Origin of the sequence: Desulfosoma caldarium, from assembly GCF_003751385.1 — a bacterium.
GTDB classification, from domain to species: Bacteria; Desulfobacterota; Syntrophobacteria; order Syntrophobacterales; family DSM-9756; genus Desulfosoma; species Desulfosoma caldarium.
On record NZ_RJVA01000001.1, the window covers coordinates 35,784 to 58,775 of the forward strand.

Annotated in this window: 24 protein-coding genes; 20 read left to right on the forward strand and 4 right to left on the reverse strand. The window is 55.4% G+C overall.

What is annotated here, in order from left to right; genetic code table 11:
* The first annotated feature begins 43 nt into the window (after positions 1–43).
* From EDC27_RS16370 to EDC27_RS00160, 3 genes are read left to right on the forward strand one after another with little or no spacing between them, the layout of a single operon-like run.
* Entirely contained in the window at positions 44–247 is a 204-nt protein-coding gene (locus tag EDC27_RS16370; RefSeq protein ID WP_245994110.1) for a hypothetical protein, read from the forward strand.
* Positions 154–441, forward strand: a complete 288-nt coding sequence (locus EDC27_RS16975) for a beta-1,6-N-acetylglucosaminyltransferase (RefSeq protein WP_407923337.1) — start codon at positions 154–156, stop codon at positions 439–441. Before EDC27_RS16370 ends, EDC27_RS16975 begins: the two co-directional genes overlap by 94 nt.
* A 39-nt stretch (positions 442–480) precedes the next feature.
* The gene (locus EDC27_RS00160; protein WP_281273091.1) at positions 481–945 is read left to right on the forward strand and encodes a beta-1,6-N-acetylglucosaminyltransferase; all 465 of its coding nucleotides are present in this window, start codon (positions 481–483) and stop codon (positions 943–945) included.
* A 318-nt stretch (positions 946–1,263) separates the two neighbouring features.
* On the opposite strand, the gene EDC27_RS00165 is transcribed toward EDC27_RS00160, so the two are convergent.
* A complete protein-coding gene (locus EDC27_RS00165) occupies positions 1,264–1,758 on the reverse strand; it encodes a rubrerythrin family protein (RefSeq protein ID WP_123288605.1) in 495 nt (164 codons plus the stop codon).
* A 400-nt stretch (positions 1,759–2,158) separates the two neighbouring features.
* Here EDC27_RS00165 and EDC27_RS00170 point away from each other — a divergent pair, with 400 nt between their 5' ends.
* Together EDC27_RS00170 and EDC27_RS00175 are read left to right on the forward strand one after the other, a co-directional pair.
* Complete coding sequence (locus tag EDC27_RS00170; RefSeq protein WP_123288606.1) at positions 2,159–2,569, forward strand: thioesterase family protein; 411 nt, start codon at positions 2,159–2,161, stop codon at positions 2,567–2,569.
* Positions 2,570–2,586: 17 nt separating this feature from the next.
* Positions 2,587–4,602, forward strand: coding sequence for an acetate--CoA ligase family protein (locus EDC27_RS00175; protein WP_123288607.1), 2,016 nt, complete (start codon positions 2,587–2,589; stop codon positions 4,600–4,602).
* Here EDC27_RS00175 and EDC27_RS00180 read toward each other — a convergent pair.
* Complete coding sequence (locus EDC27_RS00180; RefSeq protein ID WP_245994112.1) at positions 4,597–5,235, reverse strand: class II aldolase/adducin family protein; 639 nt, start codon at positions 5,233–5,235, stop codon at positions 4,597–4,599. The two genes, EDC27_RS00175 and EDC27_RS00180, sit on opposite strands and share 6 nt — an antisense overlap.
* Positions 5,236–5,397: 162 nt before the next feature.
* On the opposite strand from EDC27_RS00180, the gene ftsY reads away from it, so the two are divergent.
* The 3 genes from ftsY to EDC27_RS00195 all read left to right on the forward strand — a co-directional run bounded on the left by ftsY (position 5,398) and on the right by EDC27_RS00195 (position 7,912).
* Complete coding sequence (gene ftsY, locus EDC27_RS00185) at positions 5,398–6,435, forward strand: signal recognition particle-docking protein FtsY (RefSeq protein ID WP_123288608.1); 1,038 nt, start codon at positions 5,398–5,400, stop codon at positions 6,433–6,435.
* Positions 6,436–6,561: 126 nt separating this feature from the next.
* A complete protein-coding gene (locus EDC27_RS00190; RefSeq protein WP_123288609.1) occupies positions 6,562–6,750 on the forward strand; it encodes a hypothetical protein in 189 nt (62 codons plus the stop codon).
* On the forward strand, positions 6,734–7,912 hold the full coding sequence (locus EDC27_RS00195) for a CaiB/BaiF CoA transferase family protein (RefSeq protein ID WP_123288610.1): 1,179 nt from the start codon (positions 6,734–6,736) through the stop codon (positions 7,910–7,912). Before EDC27_RS00190 ends, EDC27_RS00195 begins: the two co-directional genes overlap by 17 nt.
* Positions 7,913–7,958: 46 nt before the next feature.
* Here EDC27_RS00195 and EDC27_RS00200 read toward each other — a convergent pair whose 3' ends face one another.
* Complete coding sequence (locus tag EDC27_RS00200; protein WP_123288611.1) at positions 7,959–8,210, reverse strand: FmdB family zinc ribbon protein; 252 nt, start codon at positions 8,208–8,210, stop codon at positions 7,959–7,961.
* 459 nt (positions 8,211–8,669) lie between these two features.
* Here EDC27_RS00200 and EDC27_RS15730 point away from each other — a divergent pair, with 459 nt between their 5' ends.
* Entirely contained in the window at positions 8,670–9,212 is a 543-nt protein-coding gene (locus EDC27_RS15730) for a hypothetical protein (protein WP_148045613.1), read from the forward strand.
* Between the two features lie 40 nt (positions 9,213–9,252).
* Here the strand turns inward: EDC27_RS15730 and EDC27_RS00210 are convergent, their stop codons facing one another.
* Entirely contained in the window at positions 9,253–10,134 is an 882-nt protein-coding gene (locus tag EDC27_RS00210; RefSeq protein ID WP_123288613.1) for a DUF3786 domain-containing protein, read from the reverse strand.
* 138 nt (positions 10,135–10,272) lie between these two features.
* On the opposite strand from EDC27_RS00210, the gene EDC27_RS00215 reads away from it, so the two are divergent.
* From EDC27_RS00215 to minE, 11 genes are all read left to right on the forward strand, one after another.
* Complete coding sequence (locus EDC27_RS00215; RefSeq protein WP_170161479.1) at positions 10,273–10,722, forward strand: Hsp20/alpha crystallin family protein; 450 nt, start codon at positions 10,273–10,275, stop codon at positions 10,720–10,722.
* A 24-nt stretch (positions 10,723–10,746) separates the two neighbouring features.
* Positions 10,747–11,604 (forward strand): zinc metalloprotease HtpX, encoded by an 858-nt coding sequence (gene htpX / locus EDC27_RS00220; RefSeq protein WP_123288615.1) that lies wholly within the window; start codon positions 10,747–10,749, stop codon positions 11,602–11,604.
* A 195-nt stretch (positions 11,605–11,799) separates the two neighbouring features.
* Positions 11,800–13,101, forward strand: a complete 1,302-nt coding sequence (locus tag EDC27_RS00225; RefSeq protein ID WP_123288616.1) for an adenylosuccinate synthase — start codon at positions 11,800–11,802, stop codon at positions 13,099–13,101.
* 499 nt (positions 13,102–13,600) lie between these two features.
* The gene (gene fdnG / locus EDC27_RS00230) at positions 13,601–16,684 is read left to right on the forward strand and encodes a formate dehydrogenase-N subunit alpha (protein ID WP_123288617.1); all 3,084 of its coding nucleotides are present in this window, start codon (positions 13,601–13,603) and stop codon (positions 16,682–16,684) included.
* Positions 16,685–16,687: 3 nt separating this feature from the next.
* Complete coding sequence (locus EDC27_RS00235) at positions 16,688–17,419, forward strand: 4Fe-4S dicluster domain-containing protein (protein WP_123288618.1); 732 nt, start codon at positions 16,688–16,690, stop codon at positions 17,417–17,419.
* A gap of 96 nt (positions 17,420–17,515) precedes the next feature.
* A complete protein-coding gene (locus EDC27_RS00240) occupies positions 17,516–18,421 on the forward strand; it encodes a formate dehydrogenase accessory protein FdhE (protein WP_123288619.1) in 906 nt (301 codons plus the stop codon).
* A 93-nt stretch (positions 18,422–18,514) separates the two neighbouring features.
* The gene (locus tag EDC27_RS00245; RefSeq protein ID WP_123288620.1) at positions 18,515–20,446 is read left to right on the forward strand and encodes a GNAT family N-acetyltransferase; all 1,932 of its coding nucleotides are present in this window, start codon (positions 18,515–18,517) and stop codon (positions 20,444–20,446) included.
* Entirely contained in the window at positions 20,443–21,099 is a 657-nt protein-coding gene (locus EDC27_RS00250; RefSeq protein ID WP_123288621.1) for a 5' nucleotidase, NT5C type, read from the forward strand. The genes EDC27_RS00245 and EDC27_RS00250 overlap by 4 nt, the downstream gene beginning before the upstream one ends.
* 44 nt (positions 21,100–21,143) lie before the next feature.
* Positions 21,144–21,866, forward strand: coding sequence for a septum site-determining protein MinC (minC, locus tag EDC27_RS00255; RefSeq protein ID WP_123288622.1), 723 nt, complete (start codon positions 21,144–21,146; stop codon positions 21,864–21,866).
* Between the two features lie 34 nt (positions 21,867–21,900).
* Entirely contained in the window at positions 21,901–22,692 is a 792-nt protein-coding gene (gene minD, locus EDC27_RS00260; protein ID WP_123288623.1) for a septum site-determining protein MinD, read from the forward strand.
* Positions 22,693–22,706: 14 nt separating this feature from the next.
* Positions 22,707–22,976: a cell division topological specificity factor MinE gene (gene minE / locus EDC27_RS00265; RefSeq protein WP_123288624.1), complete on the forward strand. Its 270-nt coding sequence runs from the start codon at positions 22,707–22,709 to the stop codon at positions 22,974–22,976.
* Positions 22,977–22,992 lie beyond the last annotated feature (16 nt).

Sequence of the window (22,992 nt, forward strand, 5' to 3'; positions counted from 1 at the left end):
GGGTGCTTTCAACACAGCCCTTGGTGCAAAAAGGAAGGCTGCCATGAAAATTGCCTACCTGATCGTGGCCTATAACAAGCCTCGACATTTTCCTCGTCTTATCAGGGCACTGGAGACGCCCAACTGCGCCTTTTTCGTGCACATCGACAGAAAATACAACATCCCCCCTATACCGCGCTCTCAAAGCCCAACCTCTTCTTTTCCCAACATCGGGTTCCGGTCTACGGGGGCCACTTCAGCGTCGTAGAAGCTATTCTCATCATTCTTCGAGAAGCCTTTCAACGCTCCATAGGATTCCAACGGTTTGTGCTCCTGAGCAGCTCCGATGATCCCATCCGCTCTGCGCAGTGGATTGAACAGTTCTTGGCGGAACACCCGGATACCGAGTACATGAACATGGTGCCCATGCCCTCCAATGCGCTCGGGAAACCTCTGAGCTGACTGATCGACGATCATCCACACCCCGCCAATCCATCCTGGTTGCTGTTAGCAGCCAAGGAGCTCAAGAAGGTCGGCCTGTGGACACGGCGCAATGACAAAAAAGTCCTTGGGGATTTTCAACCTTACGGCGGCTCCATGTTCTGGGCTTTGACACGCCAAGCTGCGCAGCTTCTCATCGACTTCTGCGATCGGCGTCCGGACTTTGTGGCATTTTACCGGCATACCCATGGCCTAGACGAGATGATGTTGCAAACGATCTTGGGCAATTCGGCGTTGGCCTGCAGGATTCAAAGAAACCTCCCCTATGCCGACTGGAGCGCTCGGCGGCGCAGCCCGGAATGGATTCAACGAAGACATCTCGAGTTTTTTAAGCCCACGACACGATTTTCCACGGACGATCCATACGGACCCGGTGAGATTGTTTTTGCACGAAAGTTTTCCGAAGATGCGGACGATCTGGTGAGGCAACTGGACCGCATCATCGCGGAAAGAGAAACCGACTAGACGACACCGTGATGGAGTTCCAAAGGGTACTTTTTGGACGCAAGGCGATGACGGGGAAGGGGAAAAAGCCCGTGAAGACTTCCTTCTCGATCCGCCCTGGAAAAGTCAGGAATCCTCGCCCCGTTCCCGCTTAAGACTTCTGGAAGTTTATTCGTCAAGGCACCATGGATAAGCGGCGCGAGGCTCAAAAATCATCGCGCCGCGCGGCGTTTTCGCGTGTTGAAAAAAGGCTCCCTTTCACCATGAAGCCAAAGACGACACCTCACTCTAGGTCAAGAACCTGGAGATTCATCCGAAAAGACCTCAAGAATCCGCCGATTATTCCACTTTGAAGAAGTTTTTCTTGTTGGCGCCGCACACCGGGCATTTTTCCGGAGGTTCCTCGGCAATGGTGTAGCCGCAAATGCGGCAGACAAACCAGTCCTTGACCGGAAAGTTTTCCGGATCCTTCAGAGCGTCTTCGTAAAGCTGGGCATGAATCTTTTCCACCTCGTTAGCGTAAGTGAAGCTGATCTCGGCCTGGCGCTCTCCTTCGGCCTTGGCGTCTTCTATCATTTGAGGATACATGCTCTTGAATTCGTGGGTTTCTCCGGCGATGGCTTCTTGAAGATTTTCACGCGTGCTTCGAATGCCCTTGAGCACCCTCAGGTGCTTGTGCGCGTGAACGGTTTCCGCCGCAGCCGCCGCTTCAAAGAGCTTGGCCACTCCCGGGTAACCTTCCTCGCGAGCTTTTTCGGCAAAAGCCAAGTACTTGCGGTTGGCTTGGGATTCGCCGGCAAAAGCTTCTTTGAGATGGCTTTGAGTCTTGGACATGGGAACCTCCTTTTGAGTTCTTCTGAAATCGTCTCCTGGACACGCCTCTTAATGAAAAATCAAAAATCGAAAATAAATGTAAAAACCGCTTTCAGGCGTGTCAATGCGCGACTCGTCTACAAGATTGGGGCACATAATGGTTTGATGAACGAAACCCAGTTGCGTCAATGGGGCTCTGCCTTGAAGGCCTTTGGAGCTTTCTTGACAGAGGCTTGAAGATCTGAAAAGATAAGATTGCCTCTTTTTGCAGCGCCGGTTCTTTGCCGATCTCGCACGATGCCCATTCCAGTGCATTCATCCTTGGCGACATCATCTTCAACAAGGTGCGGAAGCGCAACGTTGGTTCCTTAAAACGCTGCCAGACAAAAAACCTGCATGTTTACAAGGGGAGGAGGAATCCATGGGAAAAAATCTGACCGTTGGCATGAGCAAGGAATTGACGTTAAAAACTCTTCCGGAACACTCCGCGCAACGCTTCTTTCAAAACCTGCCGAATGTGTTTGCCACCCCTTTTTTGGGAGGGTTCATGGAACAAGTCTGCGCCTCGCTGATCGATGAACACTTGGAACCGGGCATGCAATCGGTGGGCATGTCCATGAATCTCAAACACATAGCCCCGACCCCTCTGGGCATGGAAATCAAGGTGGTGTGTGAAGTGACGGCCATCGAAGGTCGCAAAGTGACTTTTAAGCTGGAAGCCTTTGATGAGGTTGAAAAAGTCGGCGAAGCCACCCACGAACGATTCCTTATTAAAGCCGACAAGTTCAACGCACACGTCTTGGAAAAGGCCAAGAAAATCTCACCCTCATGAAAAAACGGAGGGCATCAATGGGATTCCACCAAATGGACGCTTTTTTTCGGCCGCGCAGTGTGGCGGTCATCGGAGCTTCTGAGAGCCCCGAAAAATACGGCAACATCATTTTGCGCAACATTCTTGACGGCGGCTTTCGAGGGGCCGTGTATCCCATCAACCCAAAAAGTGACACCATTTTAGGGCTGCCGTGTTTTCGCAGTATCAAAGACATTCCCGATGCGGTGGATTTGGCCGTGGTCATCATTCCGGCCCGTCTGGTGCCTCAGGCCATCACCGAATGCGTGGAAAAGGGCGTTAAGGGGGCGGTGATCATCACGGGAGGATTCAGTGAGGCGGGTTCGGAGGGGGAATCTTTGCAACGGCAGGTGGCAGAGATCGCTCGACATGGAAACCTGCGCCTCATCGGCCCTAACTGTCAAGGGGTGAACAATCCCTACCATCCCCTGTGCGCCTCATGGCCTTTGTTAACAAAGCAAGGGCATGTGGCCGTGATCAGTCAAAGCGGCACGGTGGGTGCCGCCATGATGGACTGGTTTTCCGATGAGGAGCTGGGCGTTTCGTGTTTTGTGAGCCTCGGAAACCGGGCCGACGTGGATGAAACGGATTTGCTCGGCTACTTTGAAAATGACACTCACACACGAGTCATCGCCCTTTATGTGGAAGGTATCAAAAGACCTCGGGAATTTCGAGAGGCGATCCGCGCAGCCACAAAGCCTATCGTGGTTTTGAAGGCGGGAAGGACCCCCAAAGGAAGGGTGGCCGCGGAGTCGCACACCAGGTCTTTGGCTGGAGCCGATGCAGTCTATGGAGCTCTTTTTCAAAGTCATGGTGTGGTCCGGGCGGAAACCATTCAAGAATTCTACGATGTGGCCAAAGCCTATGCCTATCTGAAGGAGCCGCCGGGAAACCGCATTCTCTTTATCACCACCTCGGGAGGCGCAGGCATTCTGGCGACGGATTGTGCGGAAAAGGAGGGGCTCGATGTAGCGCCGCTGCCACCGGAGCTGGCCGAAGCCCTTGAGGGGGTGATTCCGGCCCATGCCATCCGCGCTAACCCCTTGGATCTCACCGGGGATGCCACCGCCGCCATGTACCAGGCGGTGATGGAGCGGGCGCGGCCCTACTACGACGTTCTGGGCGTCATTTTCGGGGATCCCGTGGACAAAGCCGCCGAGGTGGTGACGCCGCAGGCGAACGAGCTGGTCATTTTCCTGGGAGGTGCGGACGTCGAAAAAGTGGAACGCCGAAAGATGCATCAAAAAGGTGTTCCGGTTTTTCCCACGCCGGAAAGGGGAGTTCGAGCCCTTGCGCAGCGCCTTTCTAAAGCGAAGCGCACCAAGCCCGCGCGCACCACCTTTGTGGAAGGTCATACTCAGGGTAGGGCAGCAAGCCTCAGCGAATGCCTGGCCTTTTTGGAAAATCATGGATTTGAATGCATTTGTCACCGCTTTGCGGAAAGTCCCGGCAAAGCTGTTCATGTGGCGCATCAGCTGGGTTTTCCCGTGGCGTTGAAAATTGATTCGCCCGACATTTTGCACAAGTCCGACGTCGGCGGGGTTCGGTTGAACCTTCGATCGGGACAAGAGGTGCGCGCGGCCTACGAAAGCATGATGAGTCGAGCCAGCCAGGTGATGCCTCAGGCTCACATTCGCGGCGTGGTGGTCACCAGCATGGCGGCTACGGGCGTGGAGCTCATTCTGGGCATGAATCGAGATCCCCAGTTCGGCCCCATTCTCTTATTCGGTTTGGGTGGCGTGACGGTGGAATTGTTTCGAGACGTCACCATGAAGATCCTTCCCATCACCCGCGATGACGCCTCTGCCATGTTGGAAGAAATCCAGGCGGCCCCGCTTCTAAACGGCTTTCGCGGCATGCCTCCCGTGGACAAGCACGCCTTGGTGGAAGTCATTTTGAAACTGGCGCATCTGGCCGAAACGCATGAAAACCTGTTGGAAATCGACCTCAATCCCGTCTTCGCCTATTCTGAAGGCGTGCTGATCGCCGACGCGCGCATCGTCTGGAAATCATGAAAACAGACGGGCCAGCTGTTCCAGTTGAACAGCCGACAAGGAATCGGGCATGCGCCCTCCAAAAACACACGCCGCCAACAAACTTCGGGCGGCGTGTTCCATTTTTTCCAGTCGGTAATAGGCTTGGCGCACATCACGGCCCATGGTGAGCGATCCGTGACGGGAGAGCAGGACCGCGTGGTGATTTTCCACAAAGGGCAAAAGGGACCGGGGAACTTCATCCGTGGACGGCATCGCGTATGGAGCCGTTGGCACAGGTCCAACCGCGACCCATACTTCCGGAAACACTTCGGAAGAAAATGGCACGCCGGCCAATGTCATGGCGGTGAGCAACGCAGGGTGCGCATGAACCACCGCGCCCACATCGGCTCGCTTTTCGTAAACGAGAGAATGCAACCGCCATTCGCTGGAAGGTTTTCCATTGCCAGAAAGCACGGACCCCGCGGTATCGATGACCAGCAAATCCTTAGGCTTTACCTCAGCCTTGGGAAAACCGCTCGGGGTGATGAGGTAGACTCCACGGCCCAGGCGGCAACTCACGTTGCCGTCACTGGCGGCAATAAGACCGGCTGCGGCCAGCTTTTGACACGCCCAAACGATCTCTTCCCGCGCCATTGCTTCCCGTGATTCCATGTCGCGCCTCCTCAGAGAACTGTGCCGCATATCCTTCAATTTTTCGCAAGCCTATGCTACGTTGTCGTGTCGGTTTGCGCAACATTCAAAGGGAAGCCACCGGCACAGGCCGTTGAAAAACGATCCAATCGACCCTCTTTAAAGGGCACAGAAAGGCACTCTATGCTCAAATGGTTTCGCAAGAAAGACGGTGAAGCAACGACAGAGACCGCGGTGGAGGTGGAAGCCCGACAGGAATCGCCTTCACAAACCGAATCAGAGGTCGGCACGGAGGAGCCTCAAGAAACTCACGCCGCCTTCTTGGCTCGCCTCAAGAACCGTTTGGCCAAAAGCCGCGAACGCTTGGCCGACCGGGTGGATCGACTGGTTTTGGGGAAAAAACACATCGACGCCGAATTGATTGAAGATCTTGAGGAAATTCTGGTGACGGCCGATCTTGGCGTGCACACAACCCAGTTTCTTCTCGATCGCGTGCGCGAAAAGGTCAAGAGAAAGGAATTGCAAGATCCCGAAAGACTTCGCCAGGCGCTTCGAGAAGAAATGGAAGCGATCCTTTCGGTCCAGGCCCCGCCAATGGATCCATCCCGAGCCAAGCCTTTTGTGATCATGATGATCGGCGTCAATGGGGTCGGGAAGACGACCACCATTGGCAAGCTGGCCCATCGCTTTCGCCAAGACGGCCTCACCCCCATGCTGGTCGCCGCCGACACCTTTCGAGCCGCCGCCGCTGAACAGTTAGAACGGTGGGCGGAGCGTATCCAGGTGCCCATCGTTCGCCAGCAAAGTGGCGCCGATCCCAGCGCGGTCGTCTTTGACGCACTGGATGCAGCCATGGCGCGCCATGTGGACGTGGTTCTCATCGACACGGCAGGGCGCATGCACACCAAAGTGAATCTCATGGAAGAATTGAAAAAGCTGCACCGCGTCATTCGAAGAAAACTGCCCGAAGCGCCCCATGAAATTCTTCTCGTGCTGGACGCTACCACGGGTCAAAATGCTGTGAACCAAGCCCGTCTCTTTCAGGACGCCCTGGGAATCACGGGCTTAATATTGACCAAATTGGATGGAACCGCCAAAGGTGGAGTCATCGTCCCCATTTGCCAGGAATTGCGGTTGCCTGTACGATACATTGGCCTTGGGGAAGCCTTGGACGATCTTCGCCCCTTTGATGCCGCGGCGTTTGCTCGAGCCGTGCTCTAGCAGCGCTCTTGAAAAGACCACCTGCGACGAAACGGCTTGAGACCAGGGCAGCTCCCGCTGTGCTTCAAAACCATGAAACCCAAAGGCCGCGGTAAGTCCTTTTCTCTGAGGAACCGGTTCGAGAGCATGGAATTTGACGTTAGTGGCATCAACCCAGATCTGACCCCGTTGGCCGTTGGCCAGCCTGCTGGCGAAGGGGAACATGAGGTAATACTTTACCTGACCATCAAAAGCCCAAGTGGTGACTCGCAGCTTGAGCCTTATGGCATAAATCAAGATGTGACCCCAGGAGATGCACATGGCGGGACCTTTTGACGGTGTGAGAGTTTTGGATCTTTCACGGCTGCTTCCCGGACCCTTTTGTTCCATGCTCTTGGCCGATCTCGGCGCCGACGTTATCAAGATCGAGGATCCCAAAGTGGGCGACTACATTCGATGGTGGCCGCCTCGCATCGGCCGCAATAGTGGCTTTCACGTGGTCCTCAACCGCAACAAACGGTCCGTGACCCTTAACCTCAAGGATCCTCAGGGCCAAAACATTTTCCGACGCCTGGTTAAGACGGCGGACGTGGTGCTGGAAGGGTTTCGCCCTGGTGTCATGGAGCGGCTTGGGCTGGGTTATGCCGCTCTTCAAAAAATTCGCCCCGAAATTATCTACTGTGCCATCACGGGCTACGGCCAAGAGGGAAAAAGGGCGCTGCGGGCCGGGCATGACATCAATTACTTGGCTTTAAGTGGTGTCTTGTCCTATTGCGGCCAAGGGCCGGCGCCATCCTTGCCCGGTGTCCAAATCGGGGATCTCGGAGGTGGAGCCCTCATGGCGGCCTTCAGTATCGCGGCAGCCCTTTTTGCTCGAGAACGCTCCGGCCATGGGCAAATGATCGACATCTCCATGACCGACGGAGCCGCCATGTGGAATTGCCTGCGCTGGGGAAAATTCCTGGCCGACGGCAGAGTTCCCGAACCCGGTGACGATCTCCTGAACCACGGCCTTGCCTGCTACAACATCTACCGCACCAAGGATGGACGATTTATGAGCTTGGGGGCTCTGGAACCGCAATTCTGGAAGGCCTTTTGCGTGGCCATGAACCGCCCCGATTGGGATCGGCCGGATTATTTCGAGCCTGGTCCTCATCAGCGCCCACTGTACGAGGAAATTGCACGAGCCTTTGAAGAGAAAACACAGGGGGAATGGATCGCCGTTTTTGAAAAAACAGACTGTTGCTGCGAGCCGGTGTTAAATCTGGAGGAAGTGATGGCCGACCCGGCCATGAAGGCTCGACACATGGTGGTGGAACTGCACCATGAAATTTGGGGAACCTATCGACAGTTGGGCTGCGCTCCCAAATTTTCTGGTAGCCGCCCAGACCTGCACCGTCACGCTCCGGAACTGGGGGAGCACACCACGGATGTGCTGGCGGAGTTGGGATACACTCCGGAAACGATCCGGCATTTGCACTCTCAGGGCGTGGTGTGAGGCCATGGCTTTGGCGGCTCCCAAGAACCACCGACAGCCCTTGATGTCAGCGCGTGTGGCCCGGAAGCTCTATGGTCGAACAGCTGCTACCCGGAGAGCAGCTCTTGGACGTCACCCTGGGCCCGTCGTGGCGGGCAGAGGAGGAATGACCCATGACGTAGCTCACCCGGCTCAGCACCCGCTCCATGACCTCACCCTGACATTGTTCACAGACGAGGGTCACCTGGCTTTGGGAGCTGGACGTCAGAACTTCTTGAATATGACCACAGCGAACGCAGCGAAATTCGTAGATCGGCATTTTCCCCTCTTGCAAAAAAATTGATGGCGAACCGCTCGGGAAACCTAGCAAAGCTCACAGGGCAAGTCAATGCATCCTTCGAACGCTCTGCTTCATGGAATGGATCTTGGTGGAACGCCGCACGAAAACGCCCAGCCCGTTTTTTCCATAAACCCAAGAAGTCTGTGCGCTCCCGAGGCCGACCAAAGCTGTTTTAGCTGCTGCCCTCCGATCCGCCCCCATGGCTATGACCCCTTGGACTGGGTCTCTTCCCTAAAGCGGGAATTTAGGGAACACCGGAAAGCCTTTTCCGGAAATGTTGGCTCGCCGAAACCCATCATCGGGTTCTCTTGCTGGGCCTTGGGATACCTGGACGCGCAAGGGCGCACCATCGGCTGTTTGCTACACCCAGCACGGCACGCGGGCCGGGATCTTCGGCACCGCACCGGCTATCAAAAAAAATGTTCCAGGGAATTTTGTTTGCCGGCAAGACAATTCCAACGCCTTTCACCATCGTTTCAGGCCTTTTGGTTGGGCCTCGCGTCGGGGCTGAATTCGTTTTACTATTCAAGCCCTCGAGCAAACCCTCTCTTTCACGTGCTGCTATGGGGTGCACCTGTTTTGGAGAAATTGGCCAAGTTCGGCTTGGCTCGAGGCTATTCCGTGACGGAAATCGTCTATGCCTATCCCTTCTTAACCCGGAAGGAATGGGTCCCTCGAGGGCACCGATTTCTGGTGGAATCGGTGCTTCGGCATGGCCATGAGCGAAAGCTCTGGAACAATCCACAGATCGAGGCAATGGCCCAAGAAATTCATGAAACCGTCTGCGCCGAACTGAACCATTGGAAATTCGGCCCACACGGCTCTGACGGGCTCTATGTGCACCAGATGGGCTTGGGAGAGGCCTTTGCGAACTATCTGCGTCTCATTCACGGCCTTCGTCGAGGCAACCCCGAAAAACTGAAGCGTATTAAGGAAAAAGCTCTTCAAAGGGCCAAAAGCCTCGCATCCATGGCGCCATGAGGCCGCGCACGCCTCCTTCTTGAGCATCCTTCATGAGGGTTCAAGAAGCCCGTGTCCCGTTGCGGGAGAGCACTCGGCGCCGAGCCTCCAGGACTCTTTCCGTGATCTGTTCGCAGGCGAAAACCAAAGATTCCAGATCCAGGGTTTCCAAAACCCGTGCGTCAAAAAGAAATTTCACGCGAGGGGCAAAGCCCTCATCATCATCCCCCGGCCACCACAGCAACCGAAGGCGGACCTTGGGCAACAGCCGACATTCTCCGGCCCAGCCGGCATGGCCCATATCGGTGGGCAATTCCTCAAAGAACGGGGCCACACAATGACGCAACAATTGCAGATCTTGAGGAAAGGCCTTGGCCAACGGTTCTTCGCAATGAGCCCGAAGGCTCTTGATCTTGGACACCGCGTTGGGCAGGCTTTCCATGCCGACCCATCGCCCCAACGGCTCCACAGCGCCACCGATGACGTAGTTGTAAAGAAAGATCTTTTCCCACGGGCTCAAGTCGCGCCCCTTGGCCGAGTGCACATCGTCCTCATTGACCACCACTTCATCGTCCAGATAGGGGAATCGTAGTGAGGGGTTCCCTTCAGCCTTCAAGATCCATGATGCTCCCAATGCGGCCGCGTTTTCGGGGCTGAGCCACGGGGTCAGTGATTCACGAAGAAATTCCAATGTTTTCTCAAAACTTTCCCGTTTCCGTCCAATCCCTTGATCCAGCTGGCGGGCCAGCCGGTCTTCAAATTCTCGCCGCACCTCGTCGTCCAGGTGCGGGCAACCCGCCAAGGCCACTTCTCCAACAACGGCCTGTGTGGCAAAGGCCAAACAGGTGGGGTAGCTGCATTGTCCGCAGTTGGTCTTGGGGGTCACCTTGTAAATGTCCAAAGGGACGAGGCGATTCTTGAGAAGCTCTCTTTTCTCTTGCACGATGCATCCTTTCTGTGCCGCATACCGGTTTATCTTGACGGACCGTTCGGGCTTTTTTAACTTTTCCGTGCTGGAATGACCAGCCGTATGGCGCGCTCAGCGCACTGGCGGCGATGGAAAAACAGGAGGCGGAATCAAGTGAGTGTAGGAAGTGAAACACTGGTCAACGAGCTTCTTTCCATGAAAGAACGCATCGACGACTTATATCGGGAGACCGTCCATGCGGTGCAATCCGATCCCGATGCGGAAAACGCTTTGGCAGAGTGGAATCCGGCAGCGGATGTTTTCGAAAATGAGGAAGAATGGAAGGCAGTTGTGGATCTTCCCGGAGTCTCGAAGGCGGATCTGTCCGTAGAGCTTGTGCAGAACATCCTGATCCTTTCCGGAACGAGGTCGAACGGAGCGTCCAGGAGCCACGAAGCCGTCCTTTGCGAAAGGCCTTGGGGACCTTTTAGAAGGCAGTGGACGCTTCCCGAAAACATCGTGCCGGAAAAGGTCGTGGCAGACTACCGACACGGTGTTCTCACCATCGTGGTGCCCAAGAACGCTGTCGCCTCACGTAAAGTGCCTGTGCGCGCCGAAACATGAGGCCATCTCAAAGGAGGATGATTCATGGGAAATCAGTTTCGTACCTTTATACTTCTCACAGCCCTGACTCTGCTCATTGTCTTCTTGGGAAAGCTCTTGGGCGGTAGCCACGGCATGCTCGTCGCGCTCATCTTTGCCTTGGCGCTGAACTTCGGAAGCTACTGGTTCTCGGACAAGATCGTTTTGGCCATGTACCGAGCGCAACGGGTCGCCGAGCATGAAGCACCGGAACTGTACCGCATGGTTCGTGAACTGGCCATGCAAGCGGGACTTCCCATGCCCAAGGTGGCCATCATTCCGTCGGAGACCCCCAATGCCTTTGCCACGGGCCGAAACCCCAATAACGCCGTGGTCGCCGTCACGGAAGGCATTCTACGCCTGCTCACTGCCAATGAGCTGCGTGGGGTCTTGGCCCACGAATTGGCTCACATCAAAAACCGCGACATTCTGGTGGGCACCGTGGCCGCCTCTCTTGCCGGCGCCATCATGTTTATTGCGAACATGCTGCGATGGGGCGCGCTGTTTGGAGGCTTTAGAGGCGGCGACGATGAGGAAGGCGGGGGTGTAGGCCTTTTGGGGGCCATGGCTCTGTCCATTGTGGCACCCTTGGCAGCAATGTTGATTCAAATGGCCATTTCCAGGTCTCGTGAATACCTGGCCGATGAAACTGGAGCCAGGATTTCCCAAGACCCATTGGGACTTGCCGGGGCTTTGGAAAAACTGGCCATCGCTTCCCAACGCCTTCCCATGGTCGAAGCGAAACCGGCCACGGCCCATCTTTTCATTGTGAATCCCCTCTCAGGTGGGGGCTTGGTCAATTTATTCAGCACCCACCCACCCATTGAGGAGCGCATTCGGCGACTGCGCGCCATGACTTGGTAATCGGCGAAATTTTTCGGTCCCGAAGGTCTCCCATCGTGGCCTTCGGGACCCCGTTTTACTGCAGGTCCTTTTTTTCGTTTTGACAGAACCCACCTTTTTCACTAAAGCTTCCCGACGGGGTATGTGCCACGTTTCACATCTTCAACGCCCATCACGGCGCCTTGCGCGGTCAGGGCGTCATCCAAGGATATGGCCATGAGCACGGTAGTGGTGATTGGAACCCAATGGGGGGACGAAGGCAAAGGTAAGGTGGTGGATCTTTTGACGGCGCGTGCCGATTATGTGGTACGCTTTCAAGGGGGAAACAATGCGGGCCACACTCTGGTAGTGGGTGGGCGAAAGATCATTTTGCATTTGACCCCCTCGGGCATTTTGCACCCCGGCACCGTCTGTTTGATCGGCAACGGCGTGGTGGTGGACCCGAAAGTGCTTCTGGAGGAACTGGAGCGCTTAAAGGATTTCGGCGTGGTTGTCACGCCTGAACGGCTGGTGGTCAGCGCCTACGCCCATGTGATCATGCCCTATCATCGCCTCTTGGATTCGGCGCGGGAAAATCGCAAAGGGCAGGGCCGAATCGGCACCACGGGGCGCGGCATCGGCCCGTGCTATGAAGATAAGGTGGCCCGTACGGGCGTGCGCATGCACCATCTTCTGAACGAAGCGGCCTTGCGGCGTCGCCTGGAAGAGATCTTGGAGGAAAAAAACTTTCTGCTAAGCCACTATTACGGCCAAGCTCCCGTGGTCCTTGAGGACATCCTGAGGGAATACACGGACTATGGCCGACGATTGGCTCCCTTTGTGTCCGACGTCTCCACCCGCCTTGAAGAGGCACTCAAATCCCACAAGGCTGTTCTTTTTGAAGGGGCTCAAGGCACGCACCTGGACGTAGATCACGGCACGTATCCTTTCGTGACCTCTTCCAATACCGTGGCGGGCAACGCCTGCTGCGGCGCAGGGATCGGCCCGACGGCCATTCGTCACGTCCTGGGTATCATGAAGGCCTACACGACCCGGGTGGGTGGAGGTCCCTTTCCCACGGAACTTTCGGACCAGATCGGGGAACACATTCGCACCTGTGGCGGCGAATTCGGATCCACCACGGGTCGCCCTCGGCGCTGCGGCTGGCTGGATTTGTCCGTGGTCAAGCATGCTGTGCGATTGAACGGTTTGGCTAGCCTGGCGGTGACCAAGCTGGATGTGCTCACAGGCCTTCCCCGACTGCGTATGGCTGTCGGATACCGCTGCCAGGGCACGGTGATTGATCGACTTCCACCGGAAATGGATCGCATGGAACAATGCGAACCGGTGTATGAAGATTTTGGAGGCTGGGAGGAGGATTTGGGCCAGGTGCGCCGATTTGAAGATCTTCCTATCGCCGCGCGCCGTTATCTGGAAGCCGCTCAAGATTACTTGGGCATTCCTTTTTCCATCATTTCCGTCGGGCCGGGCCGGGAACAAACGATTGTGCTTCAGGACCCCTTTAGTCGGGCATCTTAGAAGGCTCTTTGGCATCCAACACGCTGATCTTGGGGCGTGGCCCAAAGGGACGGCGCCGGAAGGAAGGGTTGACAGAGTTTGTTTGCATTAAGTATTATTGTTTCAAAGTTTTGGACTCACGCCTTGCGCTAGAAGAAACACGGCGGGGAGGATGTCGATGGAGGGGCTCACCGCAAGGAAGGGTGGGTTTGGTGTTATCCAGAGGTCCGTCCTGAGCACCGCTGTTACGAATCTCCAAACGCGCCATCCTCATGCATCTCGCATTCAGGGCTATAACCCCCCCATACCATTTCCTGAATTCACAAAACGCCGCGAACCACGAAATCCTTTAAACCTGAAAGGTCGCGAAGGGAGGTGGTCGTCCATGGAAATCTGTTAGGCGATCTCCGGCCAGATACACCCATCGAGGGTTCTTGGACAAGATCCCTGGGCTGCCCAGAGATCGTGGCAAGCGATGGACCGTTCCGAGCCATGTGTCTTTTGCAAGAGGAGGTCAAGGATGAAGCTGTCGCGTCGGGATTTCTTGAAGATTTCAGGAGCGGCGACGGCGGGGTTGGCTCTGAGTGGCTGCACGACCATGGGATTTCAAAAGAAACCCGTGGAAGAGCAGGCCTGGAAGATCAGGACTCAAAACGCCCAAGAGACGCCGTCCATTTGTTGCTATTGCGCCGTCGGTTGCGGCATTATTTGTCACACCGACCGGCAAACCGGAAAAGTCATCTACACGGAAGGCGACGCCGACCACCCCATCAATCAAGGCTCCTTGTGCGCCAAGGGAGCATCTGCATATCAGTTGGCCATCAATGACAAGAGGGTGACCAAGGTTCTTTATCGAGCTCCCTACAGCGATAAGTGGGAAGAAAAATCCTGGGACTGGGCGCTCAAGGAAATCGCCGCTCGAGTCAAGGCCAGCCGGGACAAGTCTTTTACGGTTAAGAATGCCATGGGGCAAGTGGTGAACCGGTGTGAAGGCATCGCTTCGGTGGGCAGCGCCGCTTTGGACAATGAAGAATGCTGGGTCTACCAAGCCATGCTGCGTGCCCTCGGACTGGTCTACATCGAACACCAGGCCCGTATTTGACACAGCGCCACGGTAGCGGCTCTGGCAGAGTCGTTCGGACGCGGCGCCATGACGAATCATTGGATCGACCTCAAGAACAGCGATTGCATTCTCATTATGGGAAGCAACGCGGCGGAAAACCATCCCATTTCTTTCCGCTGGATTATGAAGGCCAAGGATCAAGGCGCCATCCTTATTCATGTGGATCCTCGCTTTACCCGCACTTCCGCCAAAGCGGATTTCTATACTGCTCTGCGTTCAGGAACGGACATTGCCTTTTTGGGCGGCATGATCAACTATATTCTTTCCAATAATCTTTTCTTTAGAGACTATGTCGTTCATTACACCAACGCCAGTTTTATTGTTGGGCCCAAGTACCATTTCAAAGACGGATTGTTTTCCGGTTTTGATCCCGCGACGCGAAAGTACGACAAGAGCACCTGGGCTTACGAAGTCGACGGAAACGGCGTCCCAAAGAGAGATCCATCTCTGAAGCATCCCCGCTGTGTCTTTCAACTGTTGAAGAAACACTATGCTCGATATACTCTGGACAAAGTTTCCAAGGTCACCGGAACACCCAAAGAGGATCTCAAGAAAGTCTATGAGCTTTACAGCGCGACGGGAAAACCGGACAAGGCCGGAACGATCCTTTACGCCATGGGTTGGACCCAACACACCGTGGGCGTTCAGAACATTCGAGCCATGTCCATCATTCAGCTTCTTTTGGGCAACATCGGGGTAGCCGGCGGCGGGGTGAATGCGCTGCGCGGCGAATCCAACGTTCAAGGATCCACGGACCATGCCCTGCTGTTTCACATCTTACCCGGCTACAACCCTACGCCGAGGGCTTCTCATTCGACCCTTGCCGATTATCTGAAGAAATTGACGCCGGTGTCCAAAGATCCTTTGAGCGCCAACTGGTGGCAAAATCGGCCCAAGTACATGGTCAGTTTCCTTAAGGCCATGTTCGGTGACGCCGCAGAAGCCTCCAACGACTTCGGCTATGGATGGCTGCCCAAATTGGATGACGGCAAGGCTTACAGCTGGCTGGATCTTTTCGACGCCATGTATCGCGGCCAATTCAGCGGCTTTTTTGCCTGGGGACAAAACCCGGCATGCGGCGGGGCCAATGCCGTCAAGACAAGGCTAGCCTTGAGCAGGCTGGACTGGATGGTCAATGTGAACCTTTTCCATAACGAGACGGCTTCTTTTTGGCAAGCTCCCGGCATGGATCCCAAAAAGATCAAGACGGAGGTGTTTTTCTTGCCATGCGCCGCCTTCATGGAAAAGGAAGGGTCCATAACGAACTCCGGCCGATGGGCTCAGTGGCGCTACAAGGCGCAGAATCCTCCGGGCGATGCCAAGCCCGACGGAGACATTATAGTTGAATTGTTCGAGGAGATACGAAAACTGTACGCCAAGGATGGAGGAGCGCTGCCTGACCCAATCCTCAACCTCAAATGGGATTATGCCACCAACGGTCGTTTTGACCCCCACAAGGTGGCTCGAACCATCAACGGGGAATTCACCAAAGACGTGACCATCCAGGGAAAGACGTACAAGAAGGGCCAACTCGTCCCCTCTTTTGCGTTCCTTCAGGCGGACGGGTCCACCACCAGCGGCAACTGGCTGTATTGCCAAAGCTACACGGATGCCGGCAATAACATGGCCCGCCGGGACAACAAGGACACCAGTGCCATTGGCCTTTATGCCAACTGGGCGTGGTGTTGGCCGCTGAATCGACGCATCCTTTACAATCGCGCTTCGGTGGATCTCATGGGTCGCCCATGGAATCCGCAGCGGCCGGTCATCAGCTTCGCCGGTGAAGTGAAAGAAGGCAAATACGTGTCCTCCAAATGGCTCGGCGATGTACCGGACGGTGGATGGTATCCCATGATGAATCCGGACGGCACAGCGCGATCGGACACTAAGTACCCGTTTATCATGAAACCGGATGGATTCGGGGCCATCTTTGGTCCGGGACTTGCGGACGGCCCTCTGCCGGAACACTATGAACCCATTGAGTGTCCAGTGGAGAAGAACCTGTTTAGCTCCCAGTTCACCAACCCGGTGGCGCCTTTGTACGGCACGGATAAGGATATTTACAAAACCTGCGATCCTCGATTCCCCTTTGTGGGGACCACTTACCGTGTGACGGAACACTGGCAGACGGGCGTTCTCACCCGATGGCAGCCGTGGCTCCTGGAAGCGGAACCCCAGGTGTTTGTGGAAATGAGCGAGCAGCTGGCCAAACTTCGAGGGATCAAGAATGGCGAGACGGTCATTGTGGAATCGGCTCGAGGTGCTGTGGAAGCGGTAGCTATAGTGACCAAACGGTTTCGGCCTTTCCTAATCCATGGCCAGGAAATTCATCAAGTGGGGCTCCCGTGGTGTTATGGTTGGATCTGGCCACCGCAGGGGGGTGAGAGCGCCAACCTGCTCACACCGTCCACGGGGGATCCCAACACCCGGATTCCGGAAACCAAGGCATTTATGGTTAATGTGCGCAAGAAGGGAGCCTAGGCCATGGCGGGAATGAGCTTTTTCATCGACACGACCCGATGTACGGCCTGCCGTGGGTGCCAGATCGCTTGCAAGAACTGGAACCAAAACGGCGCCAGCATGACAAAAAACCTGGGAAGCCATCAGAACCCTCCGGATTTGGATGCAAACACCTTCAAACTGGTGCGGTTCAGCGAATCGGAAGTGAACGGTAAACCGGTTTGGTATTTCTTTGCTGACCAATGCCGCCACTGTCTGGAGCCTCCTTGCATGGATGCCATCGCCGGGTACGTGGACGGTGGGGTGATTCATGACGAGGAAACCGGCGCGGTGGTTTACACGGACAAGAGCAAGGAAGCACCCATTGACGATGTGCGTGAAGCCTGCCCGTACGACATTCCTCGGGCTCGCGAAGACGGCCGCATTGTCAAATGCACCATGTGCCTAGATCGAGTCAAAAACGGCTTGATTCCCGCATGCGTCAAGGTCTGTCCGACTCAGGCCATGAACTTTGGCACGCGCGAGAGCATGCTGGAACTGGCTCAGAAGCGCCTTGCGGATCTTAAAGCAAAATACCCCAAGGCGCAGCTTCTTAATCCCCAGGAGGTACGCGTCATTTATCTCGTGGTGGACGATCCGACCAAGTATCACAGCCATGCCGTGGCCAGCCTGGGCTCAGGCATTGACCGCAAGTTGGCCCTGCGGCGCCTGTTTAAGCCGGCCAAGACCATGGCCCGGGCGCTCACTTTGGGTTAAAAAAAGCTCATGACGTCACGGTACAGCTTTTCCACATAAACTTTTGGCTGAGGGACGGGCACCCCGTCCCTCTTTTGCTATGCAAAGGACTTTTCCATGCTTTCTGATGCGGAAACCATCATGCGAAAGGCCGTGGCCCTTGCCCGCAGTTCAAAACCGGCGTACCACGAGCTGTATGATTTCCTGGAGCGCGTCTTCGCAGCGCAAATCCAGGTCAAACCCCGATGCCGGCTTTCCCTGAATCCCATGGATGGGGAAGCCATCAAGGCTCGATGGACCGCGGGCTTGCCTCTCATGCGTCGATGGGACTTTCCGGTGGACTTGAAGGCCGCGCATGAGGTGTTGGAGGCTGTGACGCGGGCGGTGCCAGAACACAATCGCGAACTTTCCGGTGCCTGTTCGGCCATCTTCAAAGCCTTAGCCCAAAACCCTTCGGCCAAGGATGCCATTTGGGAAAGCTTTTTGCATCATGACTGGAATCCATGGGAGGAATGGCTGGACACCGCCGGGGTAGATCTTCCTTCCCTGCTTTACGTGGCGCGCAGTTGCCTGCGGCCCAGCATCGAACGAACGGCAGAAGAACGGCTGCAAAGGGCCTGCCCCGATGATCACTGGAAAGCGGGTTTCTGTCCGGTATGTGGTTCGCTGCCTTCTCTCATCAGCCTGGAAGGGGAAGGACAGCGACGGGCCCATTGCTCATGGTGCGGCACACCCTGGCGCCTGGCTCGGTTTCAATGCCCCGTGTGTGACAATCGCCGCCATGCCTCCTTGGGTTACCTCTATGCGGAACAAGAGCCAGGCTACCGCATCGACTACTGCATGGAATGCCGACATTATTTCAAAACCATCGATGCTCGCGAAAGGCTTTGGCCCTTGTGGATTCCTTTGGAAGAATGGACCACGCTGCACCTGGATTTGGTGGCCCAACGGGAAGGTTGGAAAACGCCGCCTTCGCCGGCTCCGGCTGTTTACGAGACCGACGGTTTCGCCGTTCCGTCTTGACTCATCAGAACCTGGACTTCATTATGCCTTCTTGAAGGAAGTACTTAGGCGAGCACCACGAGAAGCGTACATCGTTCAAGGAATGGCGATCGAATGGTCTGGACGCGCCAATGGCTGACTCTGTATCGTCAACGGGTCGGGCACGCTTCAAAGATCCTTTCTCAAGTTTTGCAGGACGGGTGTCGTATCTTCGTGGGATCGGCGGCCGCCGAACCCCAGCACTTGGTTCGAGCCATGCTGGAGGTGCTGCCCCACTACCATGACGTGGAAATCTTTCAGGCCCTTTCCATGGGAGCCCTTCCGGAAGAATGGTCGGAGCTTTCCAAGCATGCTCGATTGCGCACCTTTTTCCTCGGGCCCAAAAGCCGCAAGGCGGCCAACTCGGGTCTAGCGGACTATATTCCCCTTTACTTCAGTCAGGTCCCCAAACTGTTTAGGGAAGAGACCGCTCTGGGGCGGGACGTAAGCCTCGTGCAGGTGTCGCCTCCCGACGATCACGGCTTCTGTTCCTTAGGCATCGGTGTGGACATCGCCAAGATTGCCGTCGAACACTCCCATGTGGTCATCGGCCAGGTGAACCCGCGCATGCCTCGAACCCTCGGGGACAGCTTTGTGCATGTAAGTCGCATTCATCACTTCGTGGAATATGAGGAACCTCTTCTGGAGATGAGCTACGGGGAAAAGAGCGCCATGGAGGAACGCATGGCCCGTTATGTCTCCAGCCTGATCGAAGACGGGGCCACTCTGCAAGTGGGCTTGGGACGCATCACCAACGCAGTGCTTCGGCTTCTTGCGGACAAAAACGACTTGGGCGTGCATTCGGAAATGATCACCGACGCCCATTTGGAGCTTATCCACCAAGGCATCATCACGGGGCGCCGAAAAACTCTTCACCGAGGCAAGGTGATTACCAGTTTCTGTGTGGGTTCGCGCCAGCTCTATGATTTCGTCCACAATAACCCTCAGGTGGAATTCCATCCCATCGACTATGTCAACGACAGCCGCGTAATCAGCCAAAATGAACGCATGACGGCCATCAACTCCGCACTGGAAATCGATCTCACCGGGCAAGTTTGCGCCGACTCTATTGGTCAAAGGATCTACAGCGGCATTGGAGGCTACGTGGATTTCATGCTGGGAGCATCCAGCGCGCCCCACGGAAAAACCATCATTGTTTTGCCTTCCACCAGCCCCGACGGCAAAAAATCACGCATTGTCAGTCGCTTAACCGATGGTGCCGGTGTGGTCATTTCCCGCAGCGTCGTTCAATACGTGGTCACCGAATTCGGCATCGCCTCTCTTCATGGGAAGACCATTCGCGAAAGAGCCTTGGCCTTAATCAATATCGCCCATCCCAAATTCCGAGAGAGGCTTTTAGAAGAAGCCAAGCAACTTCGCTACGTGTATCAGGATCAGATTCTGCCACCCGTCTTTGAGCCTCTCTATCCCGGGCAGTGGGAGACACACCAAATTTTTCCAGAAAACGAAAAGGTCTTTTTCCGACCCATCAAGCCCACCGATGAACGGGCTCTTCAAGAATTTTTCTACTCCCTTCCAGACCAGGATATCTATTACCGGTTTCTTTCGGCTATGCGCGTCTTTCCTCACCGGGACACGCAGGCCATGTGTAACATCGATTACGAACAAGAAATGGCCATCGTGGGGGTCATCGGAGAAATCGGTGCCGAGACAATCATCGCTTTGGGCCGTTATATCCTCGACCAAAAGACCAATATGGCTGAAGTGGACTTTGCCGTGCGCGCGGAATGGCAGCGCAAAGGTATCGGCACCTTTCTGCTTCACTATCTGAGCGAAATAGCCAAAGCCAAAGGCATTAAGGGTTTTACGGCCTACGTGTTGGCGTCCAACAGAAAGATGCTCTCGGTTTTTCATAAAGTCGGCTATGTGGTGCATAGCTCTTTGGAAGACGGCATCTATGAAATTTCTTTTCGCTTTGATGAGCCGTCCCAAGTCTGTTTGACGGAAAGTCAAGAATCTCCATCGGAGGAATCCAGAGATCCATGAGTGGGTTGCATGTCGCCTCGGGATTATCCACACTACCGCCCCCGAAGCTATCCACGCCCTGGAAAGGACCCGTGGACCCTCGACACCTGGCCTTTGATATTGACGGCGTCGTGGCGGATACCATGAAAGTCTTTGTGGACTTGGCTCGGGAGCGTTTCGGACTGTCCCATCTCACCAAAGAACATCTTACGTGCTACGATCTGCGCCGCTGTGTGCCGGCGCCTCCCCACGTCATTGACGAACTCATCTGCCTGACATTGGATGACGAACACACGGCCAAGATTCCCGCCATGGAGGGTGCTGCTGAAGTGCTGGAACACCTGGCGCAGTGGGGACCCTTGCGGTTCGTAACGGCCCGCGTGTGGCCTGAGTCCATTGAACGTTGGTTGCACGCTCTGCTTCCGCGCATCGATTGCCGCGCTATCACCGTGATCGCCACGGGAAATCCCGAACGCAAACACGCCATTCTGCATGAACTCAAGGTGCACTATTTCGTCGAAGACCGCCTGGAAACCTGCCATCTTCTGGCGCAAAACGGCATTCAGCCCATCCTGTTTGATCAGCCGTGGAACCGCACGCCGGCTCCTTTTCCCAGGGTCTTCACCTGGAAGGATCTAAGCCTCCTTCTTAACCTCAAGCCCCATGAACCTTAAGCCTTTGACGCATCCCATGCACGCCTGCTTGAAGGGTGAATGCCATGCTCAACCGCATCCCTCGCCAGCCCTCTTTTCAGATCAAGGCAGACCGCGACGGTTTTGTGCTGCTCGTCCCTGCCCACGTTTCCCTAGAGCATTTGCTCGCCGAATTGCGAAAAAAGGTGATAGAATCCCGAGGTTTTTTTCAAAAAGCTCGCATGATTTTAGACTTGCGGGAGCGGGATTTTCATGTGGACGAAGTGCAGGTCATTCGAACCCTGTTGGAAGATGTGGGCGGCATTCAGCTTCATGAAATCCGCCTTGGCAAGAACCTGCAATCGTTTCTCATGTGGGCATCGGGACTGCTGGGTATACCCATCAAGATCATGGAAGGCCATGGAGGAAACGCAGAGCGTTTTCGCGAAAAGGGAGTAAAGGTGCGGGAGGAGACTGACGCTGGGGACGCTCCTCTGGTGGTGCGTCAGACATGTCGGTCGGGTACGCGCATCGAATCGCCTGCCGAACTGATCATCCTGGGCGATGTCAACCCAGGGGCCGAAATTTTAGCAGCCCGAGACATCATTGTATTTGGGACATTGCGGGGCATTGCCCATGCCGGAATTTACGGGGATCGATCCGCCAAGATCTGGGGGCTTCACATTGAACCTCAGCAGTTGCGTATCGCCGATGTCGTGGCGGTCCCTCCTCGAGAACGCACCATGAAGCCCAAGCGCTACGAAGTGGCGGAAATTCAGGGTGATCGCATTCAGGTGACCCGTTTTTAGCATCATCAAAAGCACGGTCAAGGAAGGACAAACCATGGCAGCACAAACACTGGTTGTCACATCGGGGAAAGGAGGCGTCGGCAAGACCACGACCGTCGCCAATCTGGGGACGGCCCTGGCCAAAAAGGGCTACAAGGTGGTGCTCATCGATGCGGACATCGGTCTGCGCAATCTGGACGTGGTCATGGGGTTGGAAAACCGCATCGTCTACAACCTCGTGGACATTGTGGAAGGCAAATGCCGCATCGAACAGGCCATGATTCGAGACCGCAAACTAAAAACGCTTCACATCATTCCCGCGGCGCAGACTCGGGATAAAGACGCCGTCTCTCCGGAGCAGATGAAAGCCCTGTGTGAGCAGTTGGCCGCGGAAAATGACTACGTCATCATCGACAGTCCGGCGGGAATCGAACGCGGTTTCAAAAACGCGATGGCCGGCGCGCAAAAGGCCCTGGTGGTGACCACGCCCGAAGTGTCCGCCATTCGTGATGCCGACCGAGTCATTGGACTACTGGAAGCCCACCTGCTAAAGGATATTCACTTGATCATCAATCGCCTGAACGTCAAGATGGTCAAAAAGGGAGACATGATGTCCACAGCGGATATCGTCTCCTTGCTTTCCATTCCGCTCATCGGCGTCGTTCCCGAAAGCAGTGAAGTGGTCGTTTCCACCAACAGGGGTGTGCCGCTGGTTCATGAACGAGGCAGCCGAGTCGGGCAGGCTTTTGAAAAGATTGCGGCACGGCTCAACGGCGAAAACATTCCCCTCGATGACGAAGAGGAGAACGGGTTTTTGAGCCGATTTAAGCGGATTTTCGGCGGCTGAAAGGAGTTGTCGTCATGCTTAAAACGATCCAGAATTTCTTCCGGCAAAGAAGCAGTGCCGATACGGCCAAGCAACGTCTGGGTGTGGTCCTTATGCACGACAGGCTCGACATTTCCCCTCAACTTATGGAAGCCATAAAAAACGACATCATCGATGTCCTGTCACGCTACATGGAAATCGATCGCGGAACCATCAAGGTGGATTTTGAAAAAGGCAAGGACTATACGGCGCTCATTTCCAACGTGCACATCAAGCGGGTCTACCGCAATGCGGCCGCCATGTGATGCGCAAGGTTCAGTG